Here is an 18,003-nt window from a genome sequence, read left to right as displayed (position 1 = left end):
CGTCCTTAAGCGTCGTAATCCACCGCCACGCCGTCACCCTTGGGCACCGACTGGCAGGTCAGCACATAGCCTGCGTCAATCTCCTCGTCGGTGAGGCCATAACGTGCCGCCATGCTGACCTCGCCGGCGGTCACCCGCGCCCGGCAGGTGGCGCACACGCCCGCCTTGCAGGCGAAGGGCGCCGGCAGCCCGCTGGCCCGCGCACTGTCGAGGATATTGGTGCCGTCGAACGCCACCTTGCGGGTGCGACCGTCGATCGTGACACTCATCTGCAGGCCCGACGCCTGCTGCTGCAGCTGCGCCATCTCCGCCGCCAGCGCTGCGGAGGGCCGGCCGGCGGTGAAACGTTCGATGTGAATGCGGTCAGGCGCCACTCCGCGGTCGAGCATCGCCGCTTCGGCAGCATCCATCATCGGCCCGGGACCGCAGACGAACCAGGCGTCAACCTCGGCCGGCGAGTCGACAAACGCCTCGATTGCCTGCTCGCACGTTTCGCGGTCGAGCATCCCGTTGAGGAGATCTACGTCGCCCTCCTCCTCAGACAGGAAATGGTAAAGGTCGAACCGGCCGAGGTAGCGATCCTTGAGCCCCGCCAGTTGCTCCAGGAAAATGACCGAACTCGCGTCGCGGTTGCCGTAGAACAGCGTGAAGCGGCTCCTTGGCTCGGTTTTCAGTGCTGTTCGGATCAGGCTCATGATTGGCGTGATTCCCGACCCGCCCGCGAAGGCGACGTAACGTGCGGCGCGGCTCGGATCGAAGTCGATCGTGAAGGACCCGTGCGGCGGCATGACGTCGAGCCGGTCACCGGCCTTCAACTCACGCGCCACCCAGTTGGAGAAGGCACCGCCGGCGATCTGCTTCACCGTCACCATCAGCGCGCCGTCGTCCGGCGCGACGCAGAGCGAGTAATTGCGCCGCACGTCTTGGCCGCCGATGTCGGCGCGAAGGGTCAGATGCTGCCCTGCACGGAAGCGGAAAACACTTTCGAGGTCAGGGGGCACGGCGAACCGGATCGAGCGGGCCTCATCCGTCTCCGCGACCACTTCCGCCACCTGCAGCGAGTGGAACTCCTTCGCGCTCACCAGACGGCGTCCGGATAGGTACGCGGCAGATATTGCATCAGCGCCAGCAGATGGCCGAGGTGCTCGCTATGGTGGCCGCGACGGCCGCCGAGGATCGGTCGCTGGTCGGCGGGCACCGGCAACCCCGCCTCGCCGAGCGCGCTGGCGATGGCGGCGCGATAGTCGGCCTCGAACGAACGCGGGTCGGCCGCCAGCCCGCAGCCAATCGCCGCCTCGAGTTCCTCATCGACCTCGAACAGCTCCGGCACGAAGCGCCAGCACCAGTCGAGCGCTTCCCGCGTCCGCCTGGCGCTCTCCTCCGTTCCGTCGCCCAGCCGCACGACCCAGTCGGCGGCCAGTTCGCGGTGATAGGCGACTTCCTTGACCGCCTTGGCCGCGATCCCCGCCAGTGCCGCATCGCTGCTGGCCGTCAGCCGCTGGTAAAGCAGGTGCTGCCAGGTCGAGAACAGCAGTTGCCGCACCATCGTCCGTGCGAAATCGCCATTTGGCTGCTCGACTAGCCAGCAGTTGCGAAAGTCGAGCACGTCGCGCTTGAACGCCAATTCGTCGGCATCGCCAGCTTCGGCCAGCAGCAGCGTCGCCTGCCCGATCAAGTCGAGCGACAGGTTCGCCAGGCTCAGGTCGACTTCGACGCTGGGTGCATGTCCGCACCATTCGCTGAGCCGCTGGCCGAGGATGAGCGCGTCGTCGCCAAGCCGGAGGAAATAGCCGGCGCGGACGGGGTCAGTCGCGTCCGCAGGCGCATCGAAGCTGCCGGTGCTGCGCAGGGTCGCCGCCGCGGCTTCTTCCTCGGGGCGGATCGGGGGTAGGCTCGGCATCAGATGTGCTTCACCACATCGGGAATGTCGTAGAAGGTCGGGTGCCGGTAAACCTTGTCCGCCGCCGGCTCGAACAGCTCACCTGCCTGGTCGGGATCGCTCGCGACGATGTCCGTCGAACGCACAACCCAAAGGCTGACCCCTTCCTGCCGCCGGGTATAGGTGTCGCGTGCATGGCGCAGCGCCAGCTCACTGTCAGGCGCGTGGACCGAACCCACGTGCCGGTGCGCCAAGCCGCCCTTGGCGCGGACGAACACTTCCCACAACGGCCAGTCAGACATGATATTCCTCCGTCAGCGGGCCTTCGCCGGGCCGACGGGCAAGGTCAAGCGGCCGCCTTCGCCCGCTTCTTCGCCTCATGCGCCGCGGCCGCCTCGCGGACCCAGGCGTTGCTCTCCCACGCCTCGCGCCGAGCGGTCATCCGCTCCTTCGCGACGGGGCCCTCGCCGCGCACGACCGAATAGAATTCCTCCCAGTCGATCGCGCCGAAGTCGTAGCCGCCCTTCGCCTCGTTCCACTTGAGGTGGGCATCGGGGACCGTCAGCCCAAGATACTCGGCCTGTGGCACGGTGATGTCGACGAACTTCTGCCGCAGCTCGTCATTCGTCTCGCGCTTGATCCGCCAGCGCAGGCTCTGCGCGGTGTTCGGCGAATTGTCGTCCGGCGGGCCGAACATCATCAGGCTCGGCCACCACCAACGGTTGAGCGCATCCTGCGCCATGCGCTTCTGCGCCGGCGACCCGTTCGCCATCGCCATCATGATCTCGTAGCCCTGGCGCTGGTGGAAGCTCTCTTCCTTGCACACCCGGACCATCGCCCGGGCGTAGGGCCCATAGCTGGTCCGCTGCAGCGGCACCTGGTTCATGATGGCCGCGCCGTCGACGAGCCAGCCGATCGCGCCAATATCCGCCCAGGTCAGTGTCGGATAGTTGAAGATGGTGCTGTACTTGGCCTTGCCCGAGTGCAGCGCCTCGATCATCTCCTCGCGGCTGGTGCCCAGCGTCTCGGCCGCGCAATAGAGGTAGAGCCCATGGCCCGCCTCGTCCTGCACCTTGGCCAGCAGAATTGCCTTGCGCCGCAGGCTCGGCGCCCGCGTGATCCAGTTGCCCTCCGGCAGCATCCCGACGATCTCGCTGTGCGCGTGCTGGCTGATCTGCCGGGTCAGCGTGCGGCGGTAGGCCTCCGGCATCCAGTCCTTCGGTTCGATGAACTCATCGGCAGCGACTCGCGCCTCGAATGCTTCGAGCAGCGCCGGGTCCTCGGCCGGGCCAATCGGCTGAACCTTGGAGCCCGCGCCGGACTTGGAGAGATCGGTCGTGTACATGAACTTGCATGTAGTCCCTGGCGGTCCGCGGTTCAAACTGGACGGTAGCCCACCCATGTAGGGGTCATGGCGCTTCTCTCCGTTCTCGACCTCTCGCCCGTTCCCCAGGGCTCCACCCCCGGCGACTCGCTTCGCCGCTCAGGCGCGCTCGCCGCCCATGCGGAACGGCTTGGTTATCATCGATACTGGATGGCCGAGCATCACGGCATGCCGGGCATCGCAAGCGCGGCCACGGCCGTCGCGCTCGCTTATGTCGGGTCGCGGACCAGCACGATCCGTATCGGTGCGGGCGGCATCATGCTGCCCAACCACGCGCCGCTGACCATCGCCGAGCAGTTCGGAACCCTTGAAGCCCTTTACCCCGGCCGGATCGACCTTGGGCTTGGACGTGCGCCCGGGACCGACCAGGCCACCGCGTGGGCGCTGCGGCGGAACCTGAATGCGGACGAGAACCAGTTTCCCAACGACGTTGTGGAGCTGATGGGCTATTTCAAAGGGGAAAACGGCCGCATCCGCGCCATCCCCGGCGAAGGCCAGACCGTCCCCGTGTGGATCCTGGGCTCCAGCCTGTTCGGCGCCCAACTCGCCGCCATGCTTGGCCTGCCGTACGCGTTCGCGTCGCACTTCGCCCCGCAGCAGATGGACGCGGCCATCAGGCTCTATCGCGAACGGTTCGAACCTTCCGAGCAGCTCGACAAGCCCTATGTGATGCTCGGCTTCAACGCTTTCGTCGCCGACACGGACGAGGAGGCGCAGCTGCTCGCCACTTCGGTCCAGCAAGCGTTCGTGGCTTTGCGCAGCGGCACCCCGGGTCAGCTCCCACCGCCGCGGGCCGGCTATCTCGAAAGCCTTCCAATGCAGCACCGCCTGACGCTGGAACAGGTCCTCACCTGCTCCGCCATCGGCAGCAAGGAGACCGTTCGGAGCCAGGTCGACGCCTTCCTCGCCCGCACCGGCGCGGACGAGCTCATGATCACCGCTCAGATCTTCGATCCGCACGCCAGGGAGCGTTCCTACGCCCTGCTCGCCGAAGCCATGAACAAGCCAACCGCACAACCTTTGGAGACCGCCGCATGAAGGCCACCGGCAACACCATCCTCGTCACTGGCGGCGGCTCGGGCATCGGCCGCGAACTCGCCCGCCGCTGGCACGACGCCGGCAACCACGTGATCATCGCCGGTCGCCGCGATGAGGCGCTGAGGGAAACGATCGGCGACCGGTCCAACATGGTCTCTTATGCCGTCGACGTGGACGATCCCGCAGCCCTGAGGAGCTTCGTCGAGCGCCTCCTCGCGGAGCACCCAAAGCTCAACGTGCTGGTCAACAACGCCGGGATCATGCGGGTGGAAGACATCACCGCGAGGCGTGACCTGTCCGACGCCGAAGCGACCGTCACAACCAACCTGCTCGGCCCCATTCGGCTGATCGACGCACTGATCGATCACCTGAAGGGGCAAGCTGACGCAGCGATCATCAACGTGACCTCCGGCCTTGCGACGGTACCCCTGCCCGACAGCGCCACTTACTCAGCAACAAAGGCCGCTATCCACAGCTACACGCTGGCCCTCCGCAAGCTGCTCGAAGGCAAGATCGAGGTGATCGAGCTGGTACCCCCGGGCGTGCAGACGGACCTCACCCCCGGACAGAGCACCCGCCCCGGCTACATGCCGCTGAGCGAGTTCATCTATGAAGTGATGAACCTGTTCGCCCAGCAACCCACCCCGCCCGAAATCCTGGTGGAGCGCGTGAAACCACTCCGCTTTGCCGAACGTGACGGCACCGTCGAGGAACGGCTGACGATGCTCGCCGGGCTGAAGCGTTAGCCGGTCATGGTTGTCTCCGAGCCGGCGTGGTTGCACCAAGGGCCACGTCGAATCTTCGGAGCGCCGCCATGACCTACCAGACCATCATCCTCGAGCAGGTGGACGGCGTTGCCCGGATCACCCTCAACCGGCCCGACCGGCTGAACAGTTTCACTCGGCAGATGCATGGCGAACTTTCCGACGCGCTGCGCCAGGCGGCCTCGGCGCGGGTCATCGTCCTCACCGGAGCCGGCCGCGGCTTCTGCGCGGGCCAGGACCTCAACGACCGCGCAGTTGCGCCCGGTCAGGAGGTCGACCTTGGCGAGACGGTCGAGGAAAGCTGGAATCCCCTGATCCGGCGCCTGGCCACCATCCCGCAGCCGGTGATCGCCCGCGTAAACGGCGTGGCTGCTGGGGCGGGCGCCAACGTCGCGCTGGCCTGCGACCTGGTTATCGCCGCCAGCTCGGCCAAATTCATCCAGAGCTTTTCGGCATTGGGCCTCATTCCCGACAGCGGCGGGAGCTGGCACCTGCCGCGTCTCGTCGGGCAGGCTCGCGCCCTGGGTCTTGCGCTCACCGGCGAACCCTTGTCCGCCAGCCAGGCCGCCGAATGGGGCATGATCTGGAAATGCGTCGAGGACGCGGCGCTCGATGAGACCGTTGATGGGCTCACCGCCAAGCTCGCCAGCCTGCCACCGCTAGGGCTCGCCGCGATCAAGCAGCTGGTTCGCTCCAGCTGGTCCCGCGACCTCGAGACAGAGCTCGACCTGCAGCGCGACGAGATGCGCCGCCTGGGCTTCACCGCCGACTATCGTGAGGGCGTCGCCGCCTTTCTGGAAAAGCGCCCGGCGGTCTTCACCGGGCGCTAGACCCCTCTAGCCCCGGTCGGGGCAGCGGGCGTCCAGCTTCTGGACCAGGTGGCCGAACACGGCCTCGTGCAACGGCTTCTCGAACTCGAGGCCGACCTGGCGATGACGAATCCAGCAGACCGCAGCGCCAAGCAGTTCCAGTCCTTCAAATTTGATCGACACCCGTTCATCCAGAATGGGCTCGTCTACAAAGGTGAGGCAGCATCCGTGCCGCGAGAAGTTGTCGACGTCGACCTGGAACTTGTCGCGGTTGGACCGACGCAGCAAGACCTGCGCCTTCAGCTTGCAGCGGATACCTTGACGCCAGCGCATCGGCCGGCCCGGACCGTCCGTCGCCCACAATTCACGTTGCCAAAGAGAGTCGTGGGTCATGCGGGCGGCATGCGGTGCCGGAACCCAAAGATTGCTTTCCGAAAACTCCAAAGCGGACCGGTGTCGCCTGCTCTTCGCCTGAGGCGGGACATCGCCTAGAAAGCCGCCATGAAAACTCCCCAGCTTCTCAACTACGCTCGCGGCCAGTGGACCCCCGGTGACACGGCCACCCTGACGGAATTGCCCTCGGCGGTGGACGGCAGCACCGTTGCCCTGACCGGCTCTGGCGGGCTCGACTTTGGCGCCATGGCGGCCTTCGCGCGGGACGTCGGCGGCCCCGCCCTGCGCCGCCTGACCTTCCACGAGCGCGCCCGGATGCTCAAGGCGCTCGGCCTCGCCGTCCTTGCTCGCAAGGAAGAGCTGTACGAGCTCAACTACGCCACCGGCTGCACCCGCAAGGATGGCTGGATCGACATCGAGGGCGGCGCCGGCACGCTCCTCTCCTTTTCCTCGAAGGGCCGGCGCGAGCTGCCGGACGCGCACGTGCTGCTCGATGGCCAGCTTGAGCCCCTGAGCAAGTCCGGGCTGTTCGTCGGCCAGCACATCTTCACCTCGCTGCAGGGCGTGGCGGTCCACATCAATGCCTTCAATTTCCCTGTCTGGGGTATGCTGGAGAAGCTCGCCCCGACGATCCTCGCCGGAGTTCCGGCGATCGTGAAGCCAGCCAGTGCCACCGCCTGGCTGTGCGAGGCCGCCTTTCGGGTGATGATCGAGGCCGACATCCTGCCGCTCGGCGCGGTGCAACTGATCGTCGGCGGCGTGGGCGACCTGTTCGACCATCTGTCGGGACAGGACGTGGTGAGCTTTACCGGCTCGGCGGCGACTGCGCTCAAGCTTCGAACCCATCCCGCCATCCAGCGCAACAGCGTTAAATTCATCGCCGAGCAGGACAGCCTCAACGCCTCCATCCTCGGCCCGGATGCCGCTCCCGGCACACCCGAATTCGACCTATTCGTGCAGGAAGTGGTGACCGAGATGACGGTCAAGGCGGGGCAGAAGTGCACCGCCATCCGCCGCGCGATGGCTCCAGCAGCGCACATCGACGCGGTTGAGGCCGCCATTCGCGACCGCCTCGCAGTCACCAGGGTCGGCGATCCGCGTGCCGAGGACACCCGCATGGGCGCGCTGGTCAGCCGTGCCCAGCGCGACAGCGTGCGCGAGGCGGTGAGCGCGATCACCGCCCAAGGCGCGCGGGTCGTGGCGGGCGATCTCCACGCCAGCGTCGGTCCCGATGGCGGCGCCTTCCTCTCGCCGATCCTGCTGCGCGCCGATGATCCCTGGTCGTGCGACGCGGTCCATGACGTCGAGCCGTTCGGCCCGGTCGCGACCGTGATGCCTTACCGCGACCTCAACGACGCCGTGGCGCTGGCCAATCGCGGGCGCGGCAGCCTCGTCCTGTCCCTCTTCACCCATTCGCCAGAGGCCGCGCGTGACTTCGTGCTCGGCGCGGGAAGTCATCACGGCCGGATGCTGGTCATCGACCGCACGAACGCCAAGGACTCGACCGGCCACGGTTCGCCGCTGCCGGTGCTGGTCCATGGCGGCCCCGGCCGTGCCGGCGGCGGCGAGGAGATGGGCGGCATCCGCGGCGTTGCCCACTACATGCAGCGTACGGCCATCCAGTCGTCGCCCGCCATGATCGCTGCCATCACCGACCAGTACATCCCCGGCGGGCCGAAGCATGTCATCGACGCCCACCCGTTCCGCAAGCGCATGAGCGAACTGCACATCGGCGACACGCTCAAGACCGCCAGCCGCACCGTGACGGTCGAGGACATCGAGCATTTCGCCCACTTCACCGGCGACACCTTCTACGCCCACATGGACGAGGAAGCCGCCAAGGCTTCACCGATCTTCGAAGGCCGGGTTGCCCACGGCTATCTGATCCTGAGCTTCGCCGCCGGCCTTTTTGTCGACCCAGCGCCCGGTCCCGTGCTGGCCAATACGGGCCTCGAGAACCTCCGCTTCCTGACGCCGCTCTACCCCGGCGATTCGATGCGGGTGGAGCTGACCGTCCGCTCCAAGAGTCTCAAGAGCGAGGACACCGGTGTCGTCCGCTGGGCCGTCGAGATCTTCAACCAGAAGGAAGAACTGGTCGCGACCTACGACCTGCTGACAGAGAACGTGCCGTAGGCGAACCCAGTCGTCAGGCGACCTGCTTCATCATGCTGCCGGCACCTCGACGCAGTGTGAACCCGACGCATCCGAAGCCAAGCAGCATCAGCAACCATGAACCGGGTTCCGGCACGGCGGGCGCGTTGATGTTGCCGATGAAGGAGATGGCGACTTGCGTGGGGCGCGTCCGGGCGTCCGCCAGGCCCGCTCCCTGGAACGTGCCGGACGCCCCGGCGAACCTGCCGGTGCCGCCCAGGATCGTGAAGAGCCAGGCCGTGTCACTGATCCCAGGCGTGCTGGTGGGCGTTGATCCTCCGTTGAATGTGCCATTGAAGGCGTCGACGCCGAAATCGATCGTGAACGTGCCAAAGGAACTGCCTCCGCCCGGAGAGAGGCAGGTGCTGGTACCGTAGGTGAAGTTGCCGAGTGAGGAGAAGCCCGTCGTACTAGAAGGGTTGATCACCGACCTGAAGGTAAGCGGCGCGCAACTCGCGTCCGCGCCCACCAGGCTGCTTACTCCCGTCACCGTGCCCGTGAAGGGCAACACCGCCGCAAACAGCGGCGCCGTGCTCGACAGCATGGCGCCAGCAATAATGGCTCTCGTGATCACCTGCATGGTCCTGATCTCCCTTTCTCGCCGACCCTGGGATCGGTCTGCGGGCGAAGACTTGGCGTCAGGCCGCTGTTGAGCCATGATGATTGACCGATCATCTGCCGATCAGAGGTGAGAATCGGATGGACGCGTCGGGATATGCTCCTCTTTCGCTAGCCGGCCTCGCGATCGATCCGGCGCGCCGCCGAGTCACCGGACCCGGCGGTGAAGCGGTGATCGAACCGCTTGTCATGCGACTTCTCCTGGAACTCGTTGATCGTGAGGGCGAGGTGCTGCCGCGCCGCGAGCTGTTCAATCGCCTGTGGGGTAACGCCCAGGTCGGCGATGACAGCCTTAACCGCGCGGTCGGCAACCTCCGCCGGGCACTCGACCGCACCAGTGAAGGCGAAGTCCTCATCGAAACGGTGCCGCGGGTTGGCTACCGACTGACGACCAGCCATGCGGAGGCTGGGTCCGGGCAGCGAACCGTGGGTCGTCGGGCGTTGCTCATGGGTGGAGCGGCCATGGCCCTGGCGGCTGTGGGCGCGGCAATCTTGCGCTTGCGGACCGAGCGCGAACTCACCGACGCGAAGCAGTGGACGGACCGGGGCGACGTGCTGCTGCGGGACGCGGTTCCCCTGCAGGCCGGCGCAGCGCTGCCGCCCTTGCGCAAGGCCATGACGCTCGACCCACGGAGTTCGCGAGCACTCGGCTTGATGGCGTTGGCGGAGGAGACGAGCGCGTACAACGGAGGCAGCGCCAATCCGGCCGACAGCCTGCGGCATGCGGAGACCTGCGCCCGTGACGCTCTTCAGCGTGACCCGGGAGAGCCGCATGCCAGGCTTGCAATGCTCGACCTCAATGCCGGCCGAATGGACTGGTCCGAGATCGAGGACGGGCTTCAGGCTCTGCTCGGCACGGCGCCCGACAACCTCCACGTCCTTGGAAGCCTGACGTCTTTCCTCCAGGCCGCCGGCCTCACGCGGCGATCGTGGCCAATCAACGAACGGGCGGCGGCGGCGGCGCCCAGTTCGCCGACCCCGCAATGGCGCCGTGTCCTCAGGCTCTGGACCGCCGGTCGAACCCAGGATGCCCTGGCGCTCAGCGAGCGCTTGATGCCGTTGTGGCCGTCGCATGCCCTCGTCTGGAACGCGCGCTTCATGGTGCTGGCCTACTCCGGACGAACGGCAGCGGCAGCGGAAATGCTCGGCAGCCCGGCAAACCCTGCCGCAAACGCCCATCCGATCTTGCGCAGCCAGTGGGAGCCGACCCTGGCTGCACTGGCCGACCCCAGTCAGGCGAGGGTGGCGCAGGCGCGTGAAGCCAATCTCGCGGCGGCCCAACGCAGTCCCGGGCAGGCGACCTACGCCGCGATGACGCTCAGTGCCTTGGGAGAGGTGGATGCCGCTTATCTGGTGATCGACGCCCTGCTGCGGAGCAAAGGTCCGCTCGCCGTTGGGCGACCGGTCGCCGCCCATAGCTTTGTGGCAAACGCGCCAAGCTGGTGCCGCACCCAATGGCTGTTCATGCCACCCCTCGTTGCCGTCCGACAGGATGCCAGGTTCGAAGGCCTGTGCGATGATCTCGGGCTTACCCGTTACTGGCGGAAGAGAGGAGTGGGTCCGGACACCTTTCTTCCCGGCTGAGTGTCGCTGCCCAAGAAAAAGGGCCGCCGGATGGCTCCGCGGCCCTTCTCAATTCTGATGATCGAAGCGCTTAACGTCCAAGGCCCGCGATCGCCTGATCGATGATCGCCTTGTCGGCGCTGCCGTCGTGCCGCTCGGCAATGATCCGGGCTGCGGCCTTGGCAGCGGCGTCGGCCGCCGTGGCGCGAAGCTGCTGAAGCGCGGCGCGCTCCTCGGCTGCGATCTTGTCCTCGGCCATGCGAGTGCGACGCTCCACCAGCTGGGCAGCGTCGGCCTCGGCCTTGGTGCGGATCGCGTCTGCCTCGTGACGAGCACGCTTTAGCATCGCCGCGCTTTCCTGGTCGGCGGCGGCGAAGCGTGCCTGATACTCGGCCTTGAGCGCCTCGGCTTCCTTGCGCAGCTCGGCCGCTTCGTCGAGCTGCGCGCGGATCGCTGCGATCTTGGTGTCAAGCGACTTGCCGATCGCCGCGGGAACCTTCTTCCACAGCATCAGCAGGATGACGACCAGCATCGCCAGTCCGACCAGCATGGTGGCATCAAAGCCAAGCGCACTGGGATCGACGTGATGCTCGGCGCCCGCCTCGACCTCGATGTGCGTCTTCTGGGTCACGGGATCAGCCACGGACGAGCTCCTGCTGGACGGCGGCGCGGGCGGTGCCTTCGTCGACGGTCAGTCCGGCCACCCGGGCGACCATCGCCGCCGCGGCCTCCGCCGCCACATTCTCGATCTCGGCCTGGGCCGACGAACGCGCTTCCGCGATGCGCCGTGAGGCCTCCTCGAGCTTGCCGGCGGAAACCTGATCGGCCGCTGCAACTTGCGCCTCGGTCGCTTTTGCGGCCTCGGCCTTGGCCTCGGCGGCAAGCCGTGCGGCCTCGGCCCGTCCCCGATCCATCGACTCGCGATGGTCCGCTTCAAGGCTGTCGGCCGTCGACCGCGCGCTGGCTGCTTCCGCCAGGTCAGCGGCGATTCGGGCATCCCGCGCGTCCACCGTGCCCTGGATCTTCGGCACCATGCCGAGACCCACGATCACGAAGATCGCGCCGAAAAATATCACCAGCCAGAACAGCTGGGACATGTAGATTTCGCCGATTTGCGCGATTTGAGGCATGGGTCTCGCCGAGTGTATTTGCGCTTACCCTGAGCTTGTCGAAGCTGGATCCAATGAGTGGATCGGCCTCGCCAGGCTCAGGCTGAACGCGGGGTTGTTCAGTGCGTTACGCGACGAACAGCAGGATCATCGCCACGACGAACGCCAGCAGGCCGAGAAGCTCGGCGGCGGCGAAGCCGATGAACAGACGGCCCTGCTGGCTGTCAGCGGCGGCCGGATTCCGAAGCGCGCTCTCGAGGAACGAGCCGAACACGTTGCCCACGCCCAGCGCGGCCATGCCAACGCCGATCGCGGCAAGACCGGCACCGAGAAGCTTGGCGGCATTTGCGTCCATGGTGAAAACTCCCTTTGTGTATCGTCGTTGTTAGTGAAGGTTGATGGCGTCGTTGAGGTACAGCGACGTCAACAGCGCGAAAACATAAGCCTGGATGGCCGCGACCAGCAGCTCGAGCGCGCTGATCCCGATCATCAGGATGAGCGACGGCAGGCTGACCACCGGGGCCACCCACAGTGCGTCGGCATTGAGGCCATTGATGACAAAGCCCGCGAGCACCTTGAGCAGGATGTGCCCAGCGGTCATCGCGACGAACAGCCGCAGCCCGAGGCTGAACGGGCGCACGAGGAAGCTGAACAGCTCCACCAGGAAGATGAAGGGGATCATCGGCAGCGGCGTGCCGTGCGGCACAAACAGGCTGAAGAAGTGCAGCTTGTGCTTGGCGAAGCCGACGATCAGCACGATCGAAAAGGACACGATCGCCAGCACGCCGGTGACGGTCAGGTGACTGGTGACGGTGAACGGGTGCACCCCGGGAACCACGCCGAACGGCAGCAGGCCGAGCACGTTGGCAACCAGGATGAACATGAACAGGGTGAAGACATAGGGCACATATTTGCGCCCGGCAGGGCCGATGTTGGCGTCCAGCATGTTGGTGATGAAGCCGGTCACTCCCTCGACCATCACCTGCCAGCGGCCGGGCACCAGTTCACGCTTCATGCCGCCAAGCATGAAGGCCCAGATCACGAGGCCCGTCAGCGCCATCCACAGCGCCGAGTTGGTGAAGGCGATCGAGTGACCCGCAATGGTCCAGTCCTGGCCGAACAGGGGTTCGACCTTAAACTGGTGCATCGGATCGATCTTGCCCGATTGAGCCGCCACTTGCCTCGTTCCTTAACTGCGCATCGACAATTTGATGATGCTCCAGAAGCCGCCGATCGCGCCGAGCACGACCCCAACCACCAGTGCCACATGCCCCGTCCCGAACCAGCCGTCGAACAGCCAGCCGAGCAACGCACCGCCGAGCAGACCGCCCAGCAGATAGGACAGCACCCGCTGGCCCATCTGCTCGTTGCCGTCGGCCGGCGGTCCCTTGCCGGCCCGCATATCTTCCCGCCGCTTCGCCTCGGCCACTCGCTGTTCGAGCCGGTCGAGCCGCGCGTCCGAAGAAGACGTCGGTTCCGCCCCGGGCTGTTCTTCCACCATGACCCCGTCTCCTTCATGTGCGCGGCGGCGCGGCAGAAGTCGCGCGTTCGTCGCGTAAGGCAAGGAACATGGCGGCCAAGCAGCCCGCCAAGGCGCCGCCCCTTTAGCAGCGAGGGCGCGGAGGTCAACCGTTGCCGCTGGTCGATCAAGCGAGCTGGGCGTAGGGGTGCACCATGCTGACGCTCCTTCTCGTCGCGGCCGCTCCGGTCACCATCGCCAGCAAGTCCGGGTACGTCGACTTCCGCTACCGCTGGTCCGCCGAGGCCGCTGCTGTTCCCGCACTCGATCGCCGCTTCCGCACCGATGCCGCCAGGCAGCTGAGGGATCTCCGGCGCGATGTGCTGCTTGACCGGGCGGCGCGACGGAAGATGAACTCACTCCTGGCCGATATGCGCTACTCCTTCGAGCGCGACTGGAAAACGGCGGGCCAGACACCCCGCCTCCTTTCGCTGTCGGCCTCGACCTACACCTTCACAGGCGGCGCTCACGGCAACAGTTACACCCGCGCCGTGCTGTGGGACCGTCGCCTGGCACGCGCGGTCGAGCTCGATTCGCTCCTGCAGCGCTCCGGCTGGTGGGACGGCGCCATCCGCCAGCCGTTCTGCGCGCTGCTCGACCGCGAGCGTGCCAAGCGGCGGCAGGAACCGGTGAACAAGTCGGACATGTTCGGCGACTGCCCGCCGCTGAAAGACGTCAGCCTGACCCTGGCCGACACCAACCGCAACGGGCGGCTGGATCATGTGCTGGTCACGGCCGACCCATATGTCGCCGGCGCTTATGCCGAAGGCAGCTATGAGGTCAGCCTACCGCTGACCGCCGCCATGCTCGCCCGCCTCAAGCCCGAATACCGCGCCTCGTTCGAACCTCAGCCGCCAGTGCAATAGGCCGGCACCGGCGCCGGCTGACCGGCGGACCGAATCCGCCACACGCCGTCGGCCAGCATGTAGGCCTCGCCGACTTCGACCCGCGACAGGGTTGTGCACGCCGCGGTGATCCCCACGTCCTGCGGGCTGATTCGGTGCTCGGTCCCGAACCGGGTGTAGAGCGCGCGACGGCGGATGTTCACCGCTTCCGCCTGGACGCGCGCCGCATTGCTGTCCGGCTGCCGGACGTAACCGAGGTAACCGTCGTAGCGTTCGCCGATCACTCCCTGCGCCTGGGCCTGGAGCAGAGCGCTGGCCCCCTGCGCGGCCAGCGGAGTGGCGGTCAGGGCCAGGCCGGCAAGGACAAGCCGCCGCATCAGGGCTTCGGAACTGGTTTGGTCGCCGGCGGCGTGGCCGGACCCGGCCGGGTCGGAAAGGCCTCCGGGTTCTGGTTGATGAGCTGCTCGACGTCCTTCTGCATCCGGACCACCACCTCCTGGCGGATGGCGACGTTGAGGTTGATCTCGATCGGCTTGTCCGGAGTCTTGACGCTGATGCATCCGGACAGCGCCGGGATCAGCGCTCCGGCGGCGAGCAGGGGTCGGCGGGGGATCATGGGCTTCACCTCTTCGGGCTGGCCGTCGTTTGTTCGACGGGCGTCTGGGTCTGGGTAGATTCTTCTTCCTTGCGGCGCACTTCGCTGACGATTCCCGGGCCGGTGACCGGCACGTCGAGCGTCGTCGAGATGAGGTCGCGCGGGTCACGCATGGACTTGGCCATGTTGATCAGCGCGCGGAAAGGCCCGCGGATGCTGACGTTGAATTTCAGCGGCACGTCGAACACGCGCCGGATCAGGCGCTGGGTGCCGGTGCTGCCGGCCAGCGACACGCCATCGACCGTGAGCCGGGTTCCGAACTCACCCGCCAGGTCGCCGTCCAGGCGGATGATCATCGACCGGAAGCGAAGGTCACGCAGCGCGTTGAACGCAAGGTTCCCGGCCATGCCCAGGTTCGCCTTGTTGACCACGCCATTGTAGCTCAACCGCCCGCCCGGCGACCGGCTGTCGAGCCGCCCGCCGACGATGCGGCCGCCATTCTCGTCGAAGATCATCGGCAGCACGCCGTCGAACACGCCTTCGGCCGCGATCTCCTTGAAGCCGAAACTCTGCACGAACTGGTTGGCGTCCAGCCCCTCGACCCGGAAGGTCAGCCGCTTGGCGCTGGGCTTGCCGAGATTGAGCACCGTCTCCTGAAGGATCAGCGTGCCGCCCATGAACGGCCAGCGCCCTTCCTCGATCTTGACCAGCTGGCCTGGCAGCAGCTGGTAGCGGACGGTGCCGTTCAGCACCTCGATGCCCGGGTTCAGGCTGGCGATGCTGATCGTCTGCCCCGGCGCGGTCTCCAGGCCGAGCAGGTCGGTGAAGTTGACCGTGCCCTTGAGCCCGGTCACCGGGCCGAACGCGGCGGCGAGGTCCATGTTGTCGGTCGTGAAGGAGCCCGTCGAGCTGACACTGGTCCCGTTCCAGTTGATCTGGCCGCGGCCATGCACCTCCCCGTTGACGAGGGCGATCACGCCTTCGCTCAGTCTGGTCAGCTGCTCGGGCTGGAGCCCGCCGGTGGCGAAGCGAATACCGGGCACGTCGAGGGTAGCGCCGCCCACGCCGCTAGAGAGCCGGTGACGAATTTCGACATTGGTCACCAGCGCGCCCGTCGCGGGCTGACGCAGCGATCCGCCAGCGGTGATCAGATCGTTGGCGAGGAGGAAGCGGAAGTCGTTGCTGCGCAGCGCGTAGAAGCGCGGCGGGTCGGCACCGATGTCGTTGACGGTCAGCCCGCCATTCACCGCCAGCCGTCCGCCTCCGAAACGCCAGTTCCCCCTGGCCTCGGTCATCTTGAGCGGCACCTTGCCGATCAGTCCATCGCCGCCGGTGAACGTGCCTGCGATGGCGCCGCCCGCGAAGTTGCCCTTGAGATCGGTGGCGTTGAGCAGGATCGGCGCCGCCGGGTTACCGAGGCGTGCGCGCAGATTGTCGAAGTCGAAGCCGCGCGAGCCGACCATCGCCGCCCGGCTCGCCCGCGCCATGAAGGGCGAGTTGCCGAGCCGTCCGGCCAGCGCGAACTGGTTGGTGAAGGCGCGCAGGGCGATACCACCGTCGCTCTGCCGGGTGAGGATCGCTCGTCCGGTCGCGCAGATCGGCAAGCTGGTCCGCCCGAGCTGAAGTGAGCCGAGCGTCAACGACGTGAAGCTCAGCGGCGTGCAGCCGCGGCCGAACTCGAGCGCTTGACCGGGCCCAAGGCTGCCGTTGACCGGAACCCGCAGGCCCTTGATCGTTCCACCGGCCAGCGGCCCATCGAGCAGCGCCACCGTGCTGATCGCCGTTCCGCCGTCGCGCTGCGCCGCGAAAGTGATGGGTGCCAGCGCCAGCCGCGCCCCGCCCGCCGCATAAGGCGCGATCTCCGCCCGGCCGCTGATCGGGCCGCCGCGACGCGGATTGACCAGCGCCACCCGTGCCGTCGGCAGACCTCCGCCTTGGGTCGCGATATTGCCGTCGATCCGCAGCCGATTGCCGGGCCAGTAATAGGTGATTCCGTCGCCGCCAGAGACCTGCACCCGCGCCCCGCTCGCGCTTCGCACGTTGGCGGTCTCGACCCGAACCGCACCGCCGCCGGCGAAGTTCACCAGCCGCAGCGATCCGTTGGCGGCCATGTCGCGGGTGGCATTGCCGACCGCCTGACGAAGCGCGCCGGCGAGCGGCTCGATCGGCGTACCCTTCGCCCCGCTCAGCGCGCCCGTGAATCCTGCCGTCAGCGACGGGGACAGGCTGACGCCCTGCGCCGCATAGTCCGACACCAGCGTGATCTCGCCGCGCCGGGCATTCAGCAGGTAGCTGCCGTTCAGACGCGTCCTGGCGGCGGTTACCTCGGCCAACCGGGCGCCGAGTGCCGAGACGTTGATCTTGCCCAGCGCGCGCGTCGGGTCGCCAGCGACGCTGACTTCGCCATTCATGCCCGCCAGCGCGTTCACCCCGGCGCGCACGCCGGCGGCGCTCACTCGTGACTTGCCAAGGAACCGTTCGAAGGCCTCGCTGAAGGACACGTCCACATCCAGCCGCGGCTGAGCCACGACGATGTTGCTCTTGGGACAGGTGAAGCTTGCCGCCGACACCGGCCCGCTGACCTGCGGTCGGCGTGCCGTGACCGCCACCGCCACCTGCGCCCGCATTCCGTCAAGGCTGCAGCGTCCCGGTGCCAGCCGCGGGCTGGACGCCGCCAGCCGGCCCTTGAAGCCACCGGTAAGGTTGCCCGCGCCCTCGATTGCCACGCCAAGCGGTCCGAACGGCGTTGCCAGCGAAATGGACGCGTCCGCGATATCGACGGTGATGTCGGGGAGGCTGAACGGCTTGCCGGGCGTGGACGGCTGAGGGAGGAGATTGTCGACCTGGCCCCAGCTTACCTTGTTGCCGACCACCCGGCCGTTCAGCCGCACGCCTCGGGCCGCGACCCGGTAGATTTCGACCCGCCCGTTGAGCAGGATCCGCATCTGGACCTGCGCCACCCGGGCGGTGAGATCCGGCCGCCTGGGGTCTCCGATGACCAAGTTGCTGACCTGCTGCGTGCGAAGGCCGACCCGATCCAAGTGGTAGGTCGCCTGCACCCCGCGCTTGCGCAGCTCACGAGCAAGGATGTCGGACGCGATCGGCCGCCGTTGGATCCATACGAAGGCAACGGCGATCGCCAGCAGGACCAGAAGGCCGAGCAGCAGAAAGCCAAGCAGCCGCGGCCAGCGCCGCCGACGCTCAATGACGACACGCGACTCAGCAGGCCCAACATCCTCTGGCCGCTCGGTCATTCGCTGGTGTCGATCCTCATCACCCCTTCAAACCTCGGTGAAGCCGAGCCGTTCCGCAGACGGCATGATCACGGTTGCAACC

General features: G+C 67.0%; 20 protein-coding genes. 6 read left to right on the top strand and 14 right to left on the bottom strand.

Going from position 1 to position 18,003, the window contains the following annotated elements; translation table 11 throughout:
- Nucleotides 1-5 precede the first annotated feature (5 nt).
- The 4 genes from M8312_RS01645 to paaA are packed head-to-tail and all read right to left on the bottom strand — an operon-like array spanning nt 6 to nt 3,224.
- Complete coding sequence (locus M8312_RS01645; protein ID WP_250118654.1) at nt 6-1,082, bottom strand: ferredoxin--NADP reductase; 1,077 nt, start codon at nt 1,080-1,082, stop codon at nt 6-8.
- Nucleotides 1,079-1,900: a 1,2-phenylacetyl-CoA epoxidase subunit PaaC gene (gene paaC / locus M8312_RS01640; protein ID WP_250118653.1), complete on the bottom strand. Its 822-nt coding sequence runs from the start codon at nt 1,898-1,900 to the stop codon at nt 1,079-1,081. Before paaC ends, M8312_RS01645 begins: the two co-directional genes overlap by 4 nt.
- Nucleotides 1,900-2,181 (bottom strand): 1,2-phenylacetyl-CoA epoxidase subunit PaaB, encoded by a 282-nt coding sequence (gene paaB, locus M8312_RS01635; RefSeq protein ID WP_250118652.1) that lies wholly within the window; start codon nt 2,179-2,181, stop codon nt 1,900-1,902. The genes paaC and paaB overlap by 1 nt, the downstream gene beginning before the upstream one ends.
- A 44-nt stretch (nt 2,182-2,225) precedes the next feature.
- Nucleotides 2,226-3,224, bottom strand: coding sequence for a 1,2-phenylacetyl-CoA epoxidase subunit PaaA (gene paaA / locus M8312_RS01630; RefSeq protein WP_250118651.1), 999 nt, complete (start codon nt 3,222-3,224; stop codon nt 2,226-2,228).
- 66 nt (nt 3,225-3,290) lie between these two features.
- On the opposite strand from paaA, the gene M8312_RS01625 reads away from it, so the two are divergent.
- From M8312_RS01625 to paaG, 3 genes are all read left to right on the top strand, one after another.
- Nucleotides 3,291-4,301 (top strand): LLM class flavin-dependent oxidoreductase, encoded by a 1,011-nt coding sequence (locus M8312_RS01625; RefSeq protein ID WP_250118650.1) that lies wholly within the window; start codon nt 3,291-3,293, stop codon nt 4,299-4,301.
- Nucleotides 4,298-5,047: an SDR family oxidoreductase gene (locus tag M8312_RS01620; RefSeq protein WP_250118649.1), complete on the top strand. Its 750-nt coding sequence runs from the start codon at nt 4,298-4,300 to the stop codon at nt 5,045-5,047. Before M8312_RS01625 ends, M8312_RS01620 begins: the two co-directional genes overlap by 4 nt.
- A 68-nt stretch (nt 5,048-5,115) precedes the next feature.
- Nucleotides 5,116-5,895 (top strand): 2-(1,2-epoxy-1,2-dihydrophenyl)acetyl-CoA isomerase PaaG, encoded by a 780-nt coding sequence (gene paaG, locus M8312_RS01615; RefSeq protein WP_250118648.1) that lies wholly within the window; start codon nt 5,116-5,118, stop codon nt 5,893-5,895.
- A 6-nt stretch (nt 5,896-5,901) separates the two neighbouring features.
- On the opposite strand, the gene M8312_RS01610 is transcribed toward paaG, so the two are convergent.
- On the bottom strand, nt 5,902-6,267 hold the full coding sequence (locus M8312_RS01610; protein WP_250118647.1) for a PilZ domain-containing protein: 366 nt from the start codon (nt 6,265-6,267) through the stop codon (nt 5,902-5,904).
- A 108-nt stretch (nt 6,268-6,375) separates the two neighbouring features.
- Between M8312_RS01610 and paaZ the strand changes: the two genes are divergently transcribed.
- On the top strand, nt 6,376-8,400 hold the full coding sequence (paaZ, locus tag M8312_RS01605) for a phenylacetic acid degradation bifunctional protein PaaZ (protein ID WP_250118646.1): 2,025 nt from the start codon (nt 6,376-6,378) through the stop codon (nt 8,398-8,400).
- A gap of 13 nt (nt 8,401-8,413) precedes the next feature.
- Here the strand turns inward: paaZ and M8312_RS01600 are convergent, their stop codons facing one another.
- Nucleotides 8,414-8,998, bottom strand: a complete 585-nt coding sequence (locus tag M8312_RS01600) for a PEPxxWA-CTERM sorting domain-containing protein (RefSeq protein WP_250118645.1) — start codon at nt 8,996-8,998, stop codon at nt 8,414-8,416.
- Between the two features lie 119 nt (nt 8,999-9,117).
- Here M8312_RS01600 and M8312_RS01595 point away from each other — a divergent pair, with 119 nt between their 5' ends.
- Complete coding sequence (locus M8312_RS01595) at nt 9,118-10,620, top strand: winged helix-turn-helix domain-containing protein (RefSeq protein WP_250118644.1); 1,503 nt, start codon at nt 9,118-9,120, stop codon at nt 10,618-10,620.
- 70 nt (nt 10,621-10,690) lie between these two features.
- Here M8312_RS01595 and M8312_RS01590 read toward each other — a convergent pair whose 3' ends face one another.
- From M8312_RS01590 to M8312_RS01570, 5 genes are all read right to left on the bottom strand, one after another.
- A complete protein-coding gene (locus M8312_RS01590; RefSeq protein ID WP_250118643.1) occupies nt 10,691-11,242 on the bottom strand; it encodes a F0F1 ATP synthase subunit B in 552 nt (183 codons plus the stop codon).
- A complete protein-coding gene (locus M8312_RS01585; RefSeq protein WP_250118642.1) occupies nt 11,235-11,729 on the bottom strand; it encodes a F0F1 ATP synthase subunit B family protein in 495 nt (164 codons plus the stop codon). Before M8312_RS01585 ends, M8312_RS01590 begins: the two co-directional genes overlap by 8 nt.
- Nucleotides 11,730-11,835: 106 nt before the next feature.
- Nucleotides 11,836-12,063 (bottom strand): F0F1 ATP synthase subunit C, encoded by a 228-nt coding sequence (locus tag M8312_RS01580; protein ID WP_114226461.1) that lies wholly within the window; start codon nt 12,061-12,063, stop codon nt 11,836-11,838.
- A 30-nt stretch (nt 12,064-12,093) separates the two neighbouring features.
- Nucleotides 12,094-12,885: a F0F1 ATP synthase subunit A gene (locus M8312_RS01575; RefSeq protein ID WP_250118641.1), complete on the bottom strand. Its 792-nt coding sequence runs from the start codon at nt 12,883-12,885 to the stop codon at nt 12,094-12,096.
- A gap of 12 nt (nt 12,886-12,897) precedes the next feature.
- Complete coding sequence (locus M8312_RS01570) at nt 12,898-13,209, bottom strand: AtpZ/AtpI family protein (RefSeq protein WP_250118640.1); 312 nt, start codon at nt 13,207-13,209, stop codon at nt 12,898-12,900.
- Between the two features lie 173 nt (nt 13,210-13,382).
- On the opposite strand from M8312_RS01570, the gene M8312_RS01565 reads away from it, so the two are divergent.
- The gene (locus M8312_RS01565; protein ID WP_250118639.1) at nt 13,383-14,093 is read left to right on the top strand and encodes a DUF4163 domain-containing protein; all 711 of its coding nucleotides are present in this window, start codon (nt 13,383-13,385) and stop codon (nt 14,091-14,093) included.
- On the opposite strand, the gene M8312_RS01560 is transcribed toward M8312_RS01565, so the two are convergent.
- Genes M8312_RS01560 through M8312_RS01550 form a run of 3 tightly spaced genes read right to left on the bottom strand, consistent with a single transcriptional unit; the run spans nt 14,075 to nt 17,921 of the window.
- Nucleotides 14,075-14,449, bottom strand: a complete 375-nt coding sequence (locus M8312_RS01560; RefSeq protein WP_250118638.1) for a YdbL family probable chaperone protein — start codon at nt 14,447-14,449, stop codon at nt 14,075-14,077. The two genes, M8312_RS01565 and M8312_RS01560, sit on opposite strands and share 19 nt — an antisense overlap.
- Nucleotides 14,449-14,688 (bottom strand): YnbE family lipoprotein, encoded by a 240-nt coding sequence (locus M8312_RS01555; RefSeq protein ID WP_250118637.1) that lies wholly within the window; start codon nt 14,686-14,688, stop codon nt 14,449-14,451. Before M8312_RS01555 ends, M8312_RS01560 begins: the two co-directional genes overlap by 1 nt.
- Before the next feature lie 5 nt (nt 14,689-14,693).
- The gene (locus M8312_RS01550) at nt 14,694-17,921 is read right to left on the bottom strand and encodes an intermembrane phospholipid transport protein YdbH family protein (protein WP_250118636.1); all 3,228 of its coding nucleotides are present in this window, start codon (nt 17,919-17,921) and stop codon (nt 14,694-14,696) included.
- Between the last annotated feature and the right edge of the window lie 82 nt (nt 17,922-18,003).

This window comes from Sphingomonas sp. KRR8 (assembly GCF_023559245.1).
Taxonomy (GTDB): domain Bacteria; phylum Pseudomonadota; class Alphaproteobacteria; order Sphingomonadales; family Sphingomonadaceae; genus Sphingomicrobium.
The sequence above is the reverse complement of the archived record's forward strand: the minus strand, read 5'-3'. Positions and strand labels throughout refer to the sequence as shown.

What these genes read in the sequence shown, in the direction of transcription:
- M8312_RS01565 (WP_250118639.1), top strand. Translation starts at nt 13,383, where the DNA reads ATGCTGACGCTCCTTCTCGTCGCGGCCGCTCCGGTCACCATCGCCAGC.
- M8312_RS01625 (WP_250118650.1), top strand. Translation starts at nt 3,291, where the DNA reads ATGGCGCTTCTCTCCGTTCTCGACCTCTCGCCCGTTCCCCAGGGCTCC.
- M8312_RS01595 (WP_250118644.1), top strand. Translation starts at nt 9,118, where the DNA reads ATGGACGCGTCGGGATATGCTCCTCTTTCGCTAGCCGGCCTCGCGATC.
- paaZ (WP_250118646.1), top strand. Translation starts at nt 6,376, where the DNA reads ATGAAAACTCCCCAGCTTCTCAACTACGCTCGCGGCCAGTGGACCCCC.
- M8312_RS01570 (WP_250118640.1), bottom strand. Translation starts at nt 13,209, where the DNA reads ATGGTGGAAGAACAGCCCGGGGCGGAACCGACGTCTTCTTCGGACGCG.
- M8312_RS01560 (WP_250118638.1), bottom strand. Translation starts at nt 14,449, where the DNA reads ATGCGGCGGCTTGTCCTTGCCGGCCTGGCCCTGACCGCCACTCCGCTG.
- paaG (WP_250118648.1), top strand. Translation starts at nt 5,116, where the DNA reads ATGACCTACCAGACCATCATCCTCGAGCAGGTGGACGGCGTTGCCCGG.
- M8312_RS01610 (WP_250118647.1), bottom strand. Translation starts at nt 6,267, where the DNA reads ATGACCCACGACTCTCTTTGGCAACGTGAATTGTGGGCGACGGACGGT.
- M8312_RS01620 (WP_250118649.1), top strand. Translation starts at nt 4,298, where the DNA reads ATGAAGGCCACCGGCAACACCATCCTCGTCACTGGCGGCGGCTCGGGC.
- paaB (WP_250118652.1), bottom strand. Translation starts at nt 2,181, where the DNA reads ATGTCTGACTGGCCGTTGTGGGAAGTGTTCGTCCGCGCCAAGGGCGGC.
- M8312_RS01585 (WP_250118642.1), bottom strand. Translation starts at nt 11,729, where the DNA reads ATGCCTCAAATCGCGCAAATCGGCGAAATCTACATGTCCCAGCTGTTC.
- paaC (WP_250118653.1), bottom strand. Translation starts at nt 1,900, where the DNA reads ATGCCGAGCCTACCCCCGATCCGCCCCGAGGAAGAAGCCGCGGCGGCG.
- M8312_RS01600 (WP_250118645.1), bottom strand. Translation starts at nt 8,998, where the DNA reads ATGCAGGTGATCACGAGAGCCATTATTGCTGGCGCCATGCTGTCGAGC.
- paaA (WP_250118651.1), bottom strand. Translation starts at nt 3,224, where the DNA reads ATGTACACGACCGATCTCTCCAAGTCCGGCGCGGGCTCCAAGGTTCAG.
- M8312_RS01580 (WP_114226461.1), bottom strand. Translation starts at nt 12,063, where the DNA reads ATGGACGCAAATGCCGCCAAGCTTCTCGGTGCCGGTCTTGCCGCGATC.
- M8312_RS01550 (WP_250118636.1), bottom strand. Translation starts at nt 17,921, where the DNA reads ATGACCGAGCGGCCAGAGGATGTTGGGCCTGCTGAGTCGCGTGTCGTC.
- M8312_RS01555 (WP_250118637.1), bottom strand. Translation starts at nt 14,688, where the DNA reads ATGATCCCCCGCCGACCCCTGCTCGCCGCCGGAGCGCTGATCCCGGCG.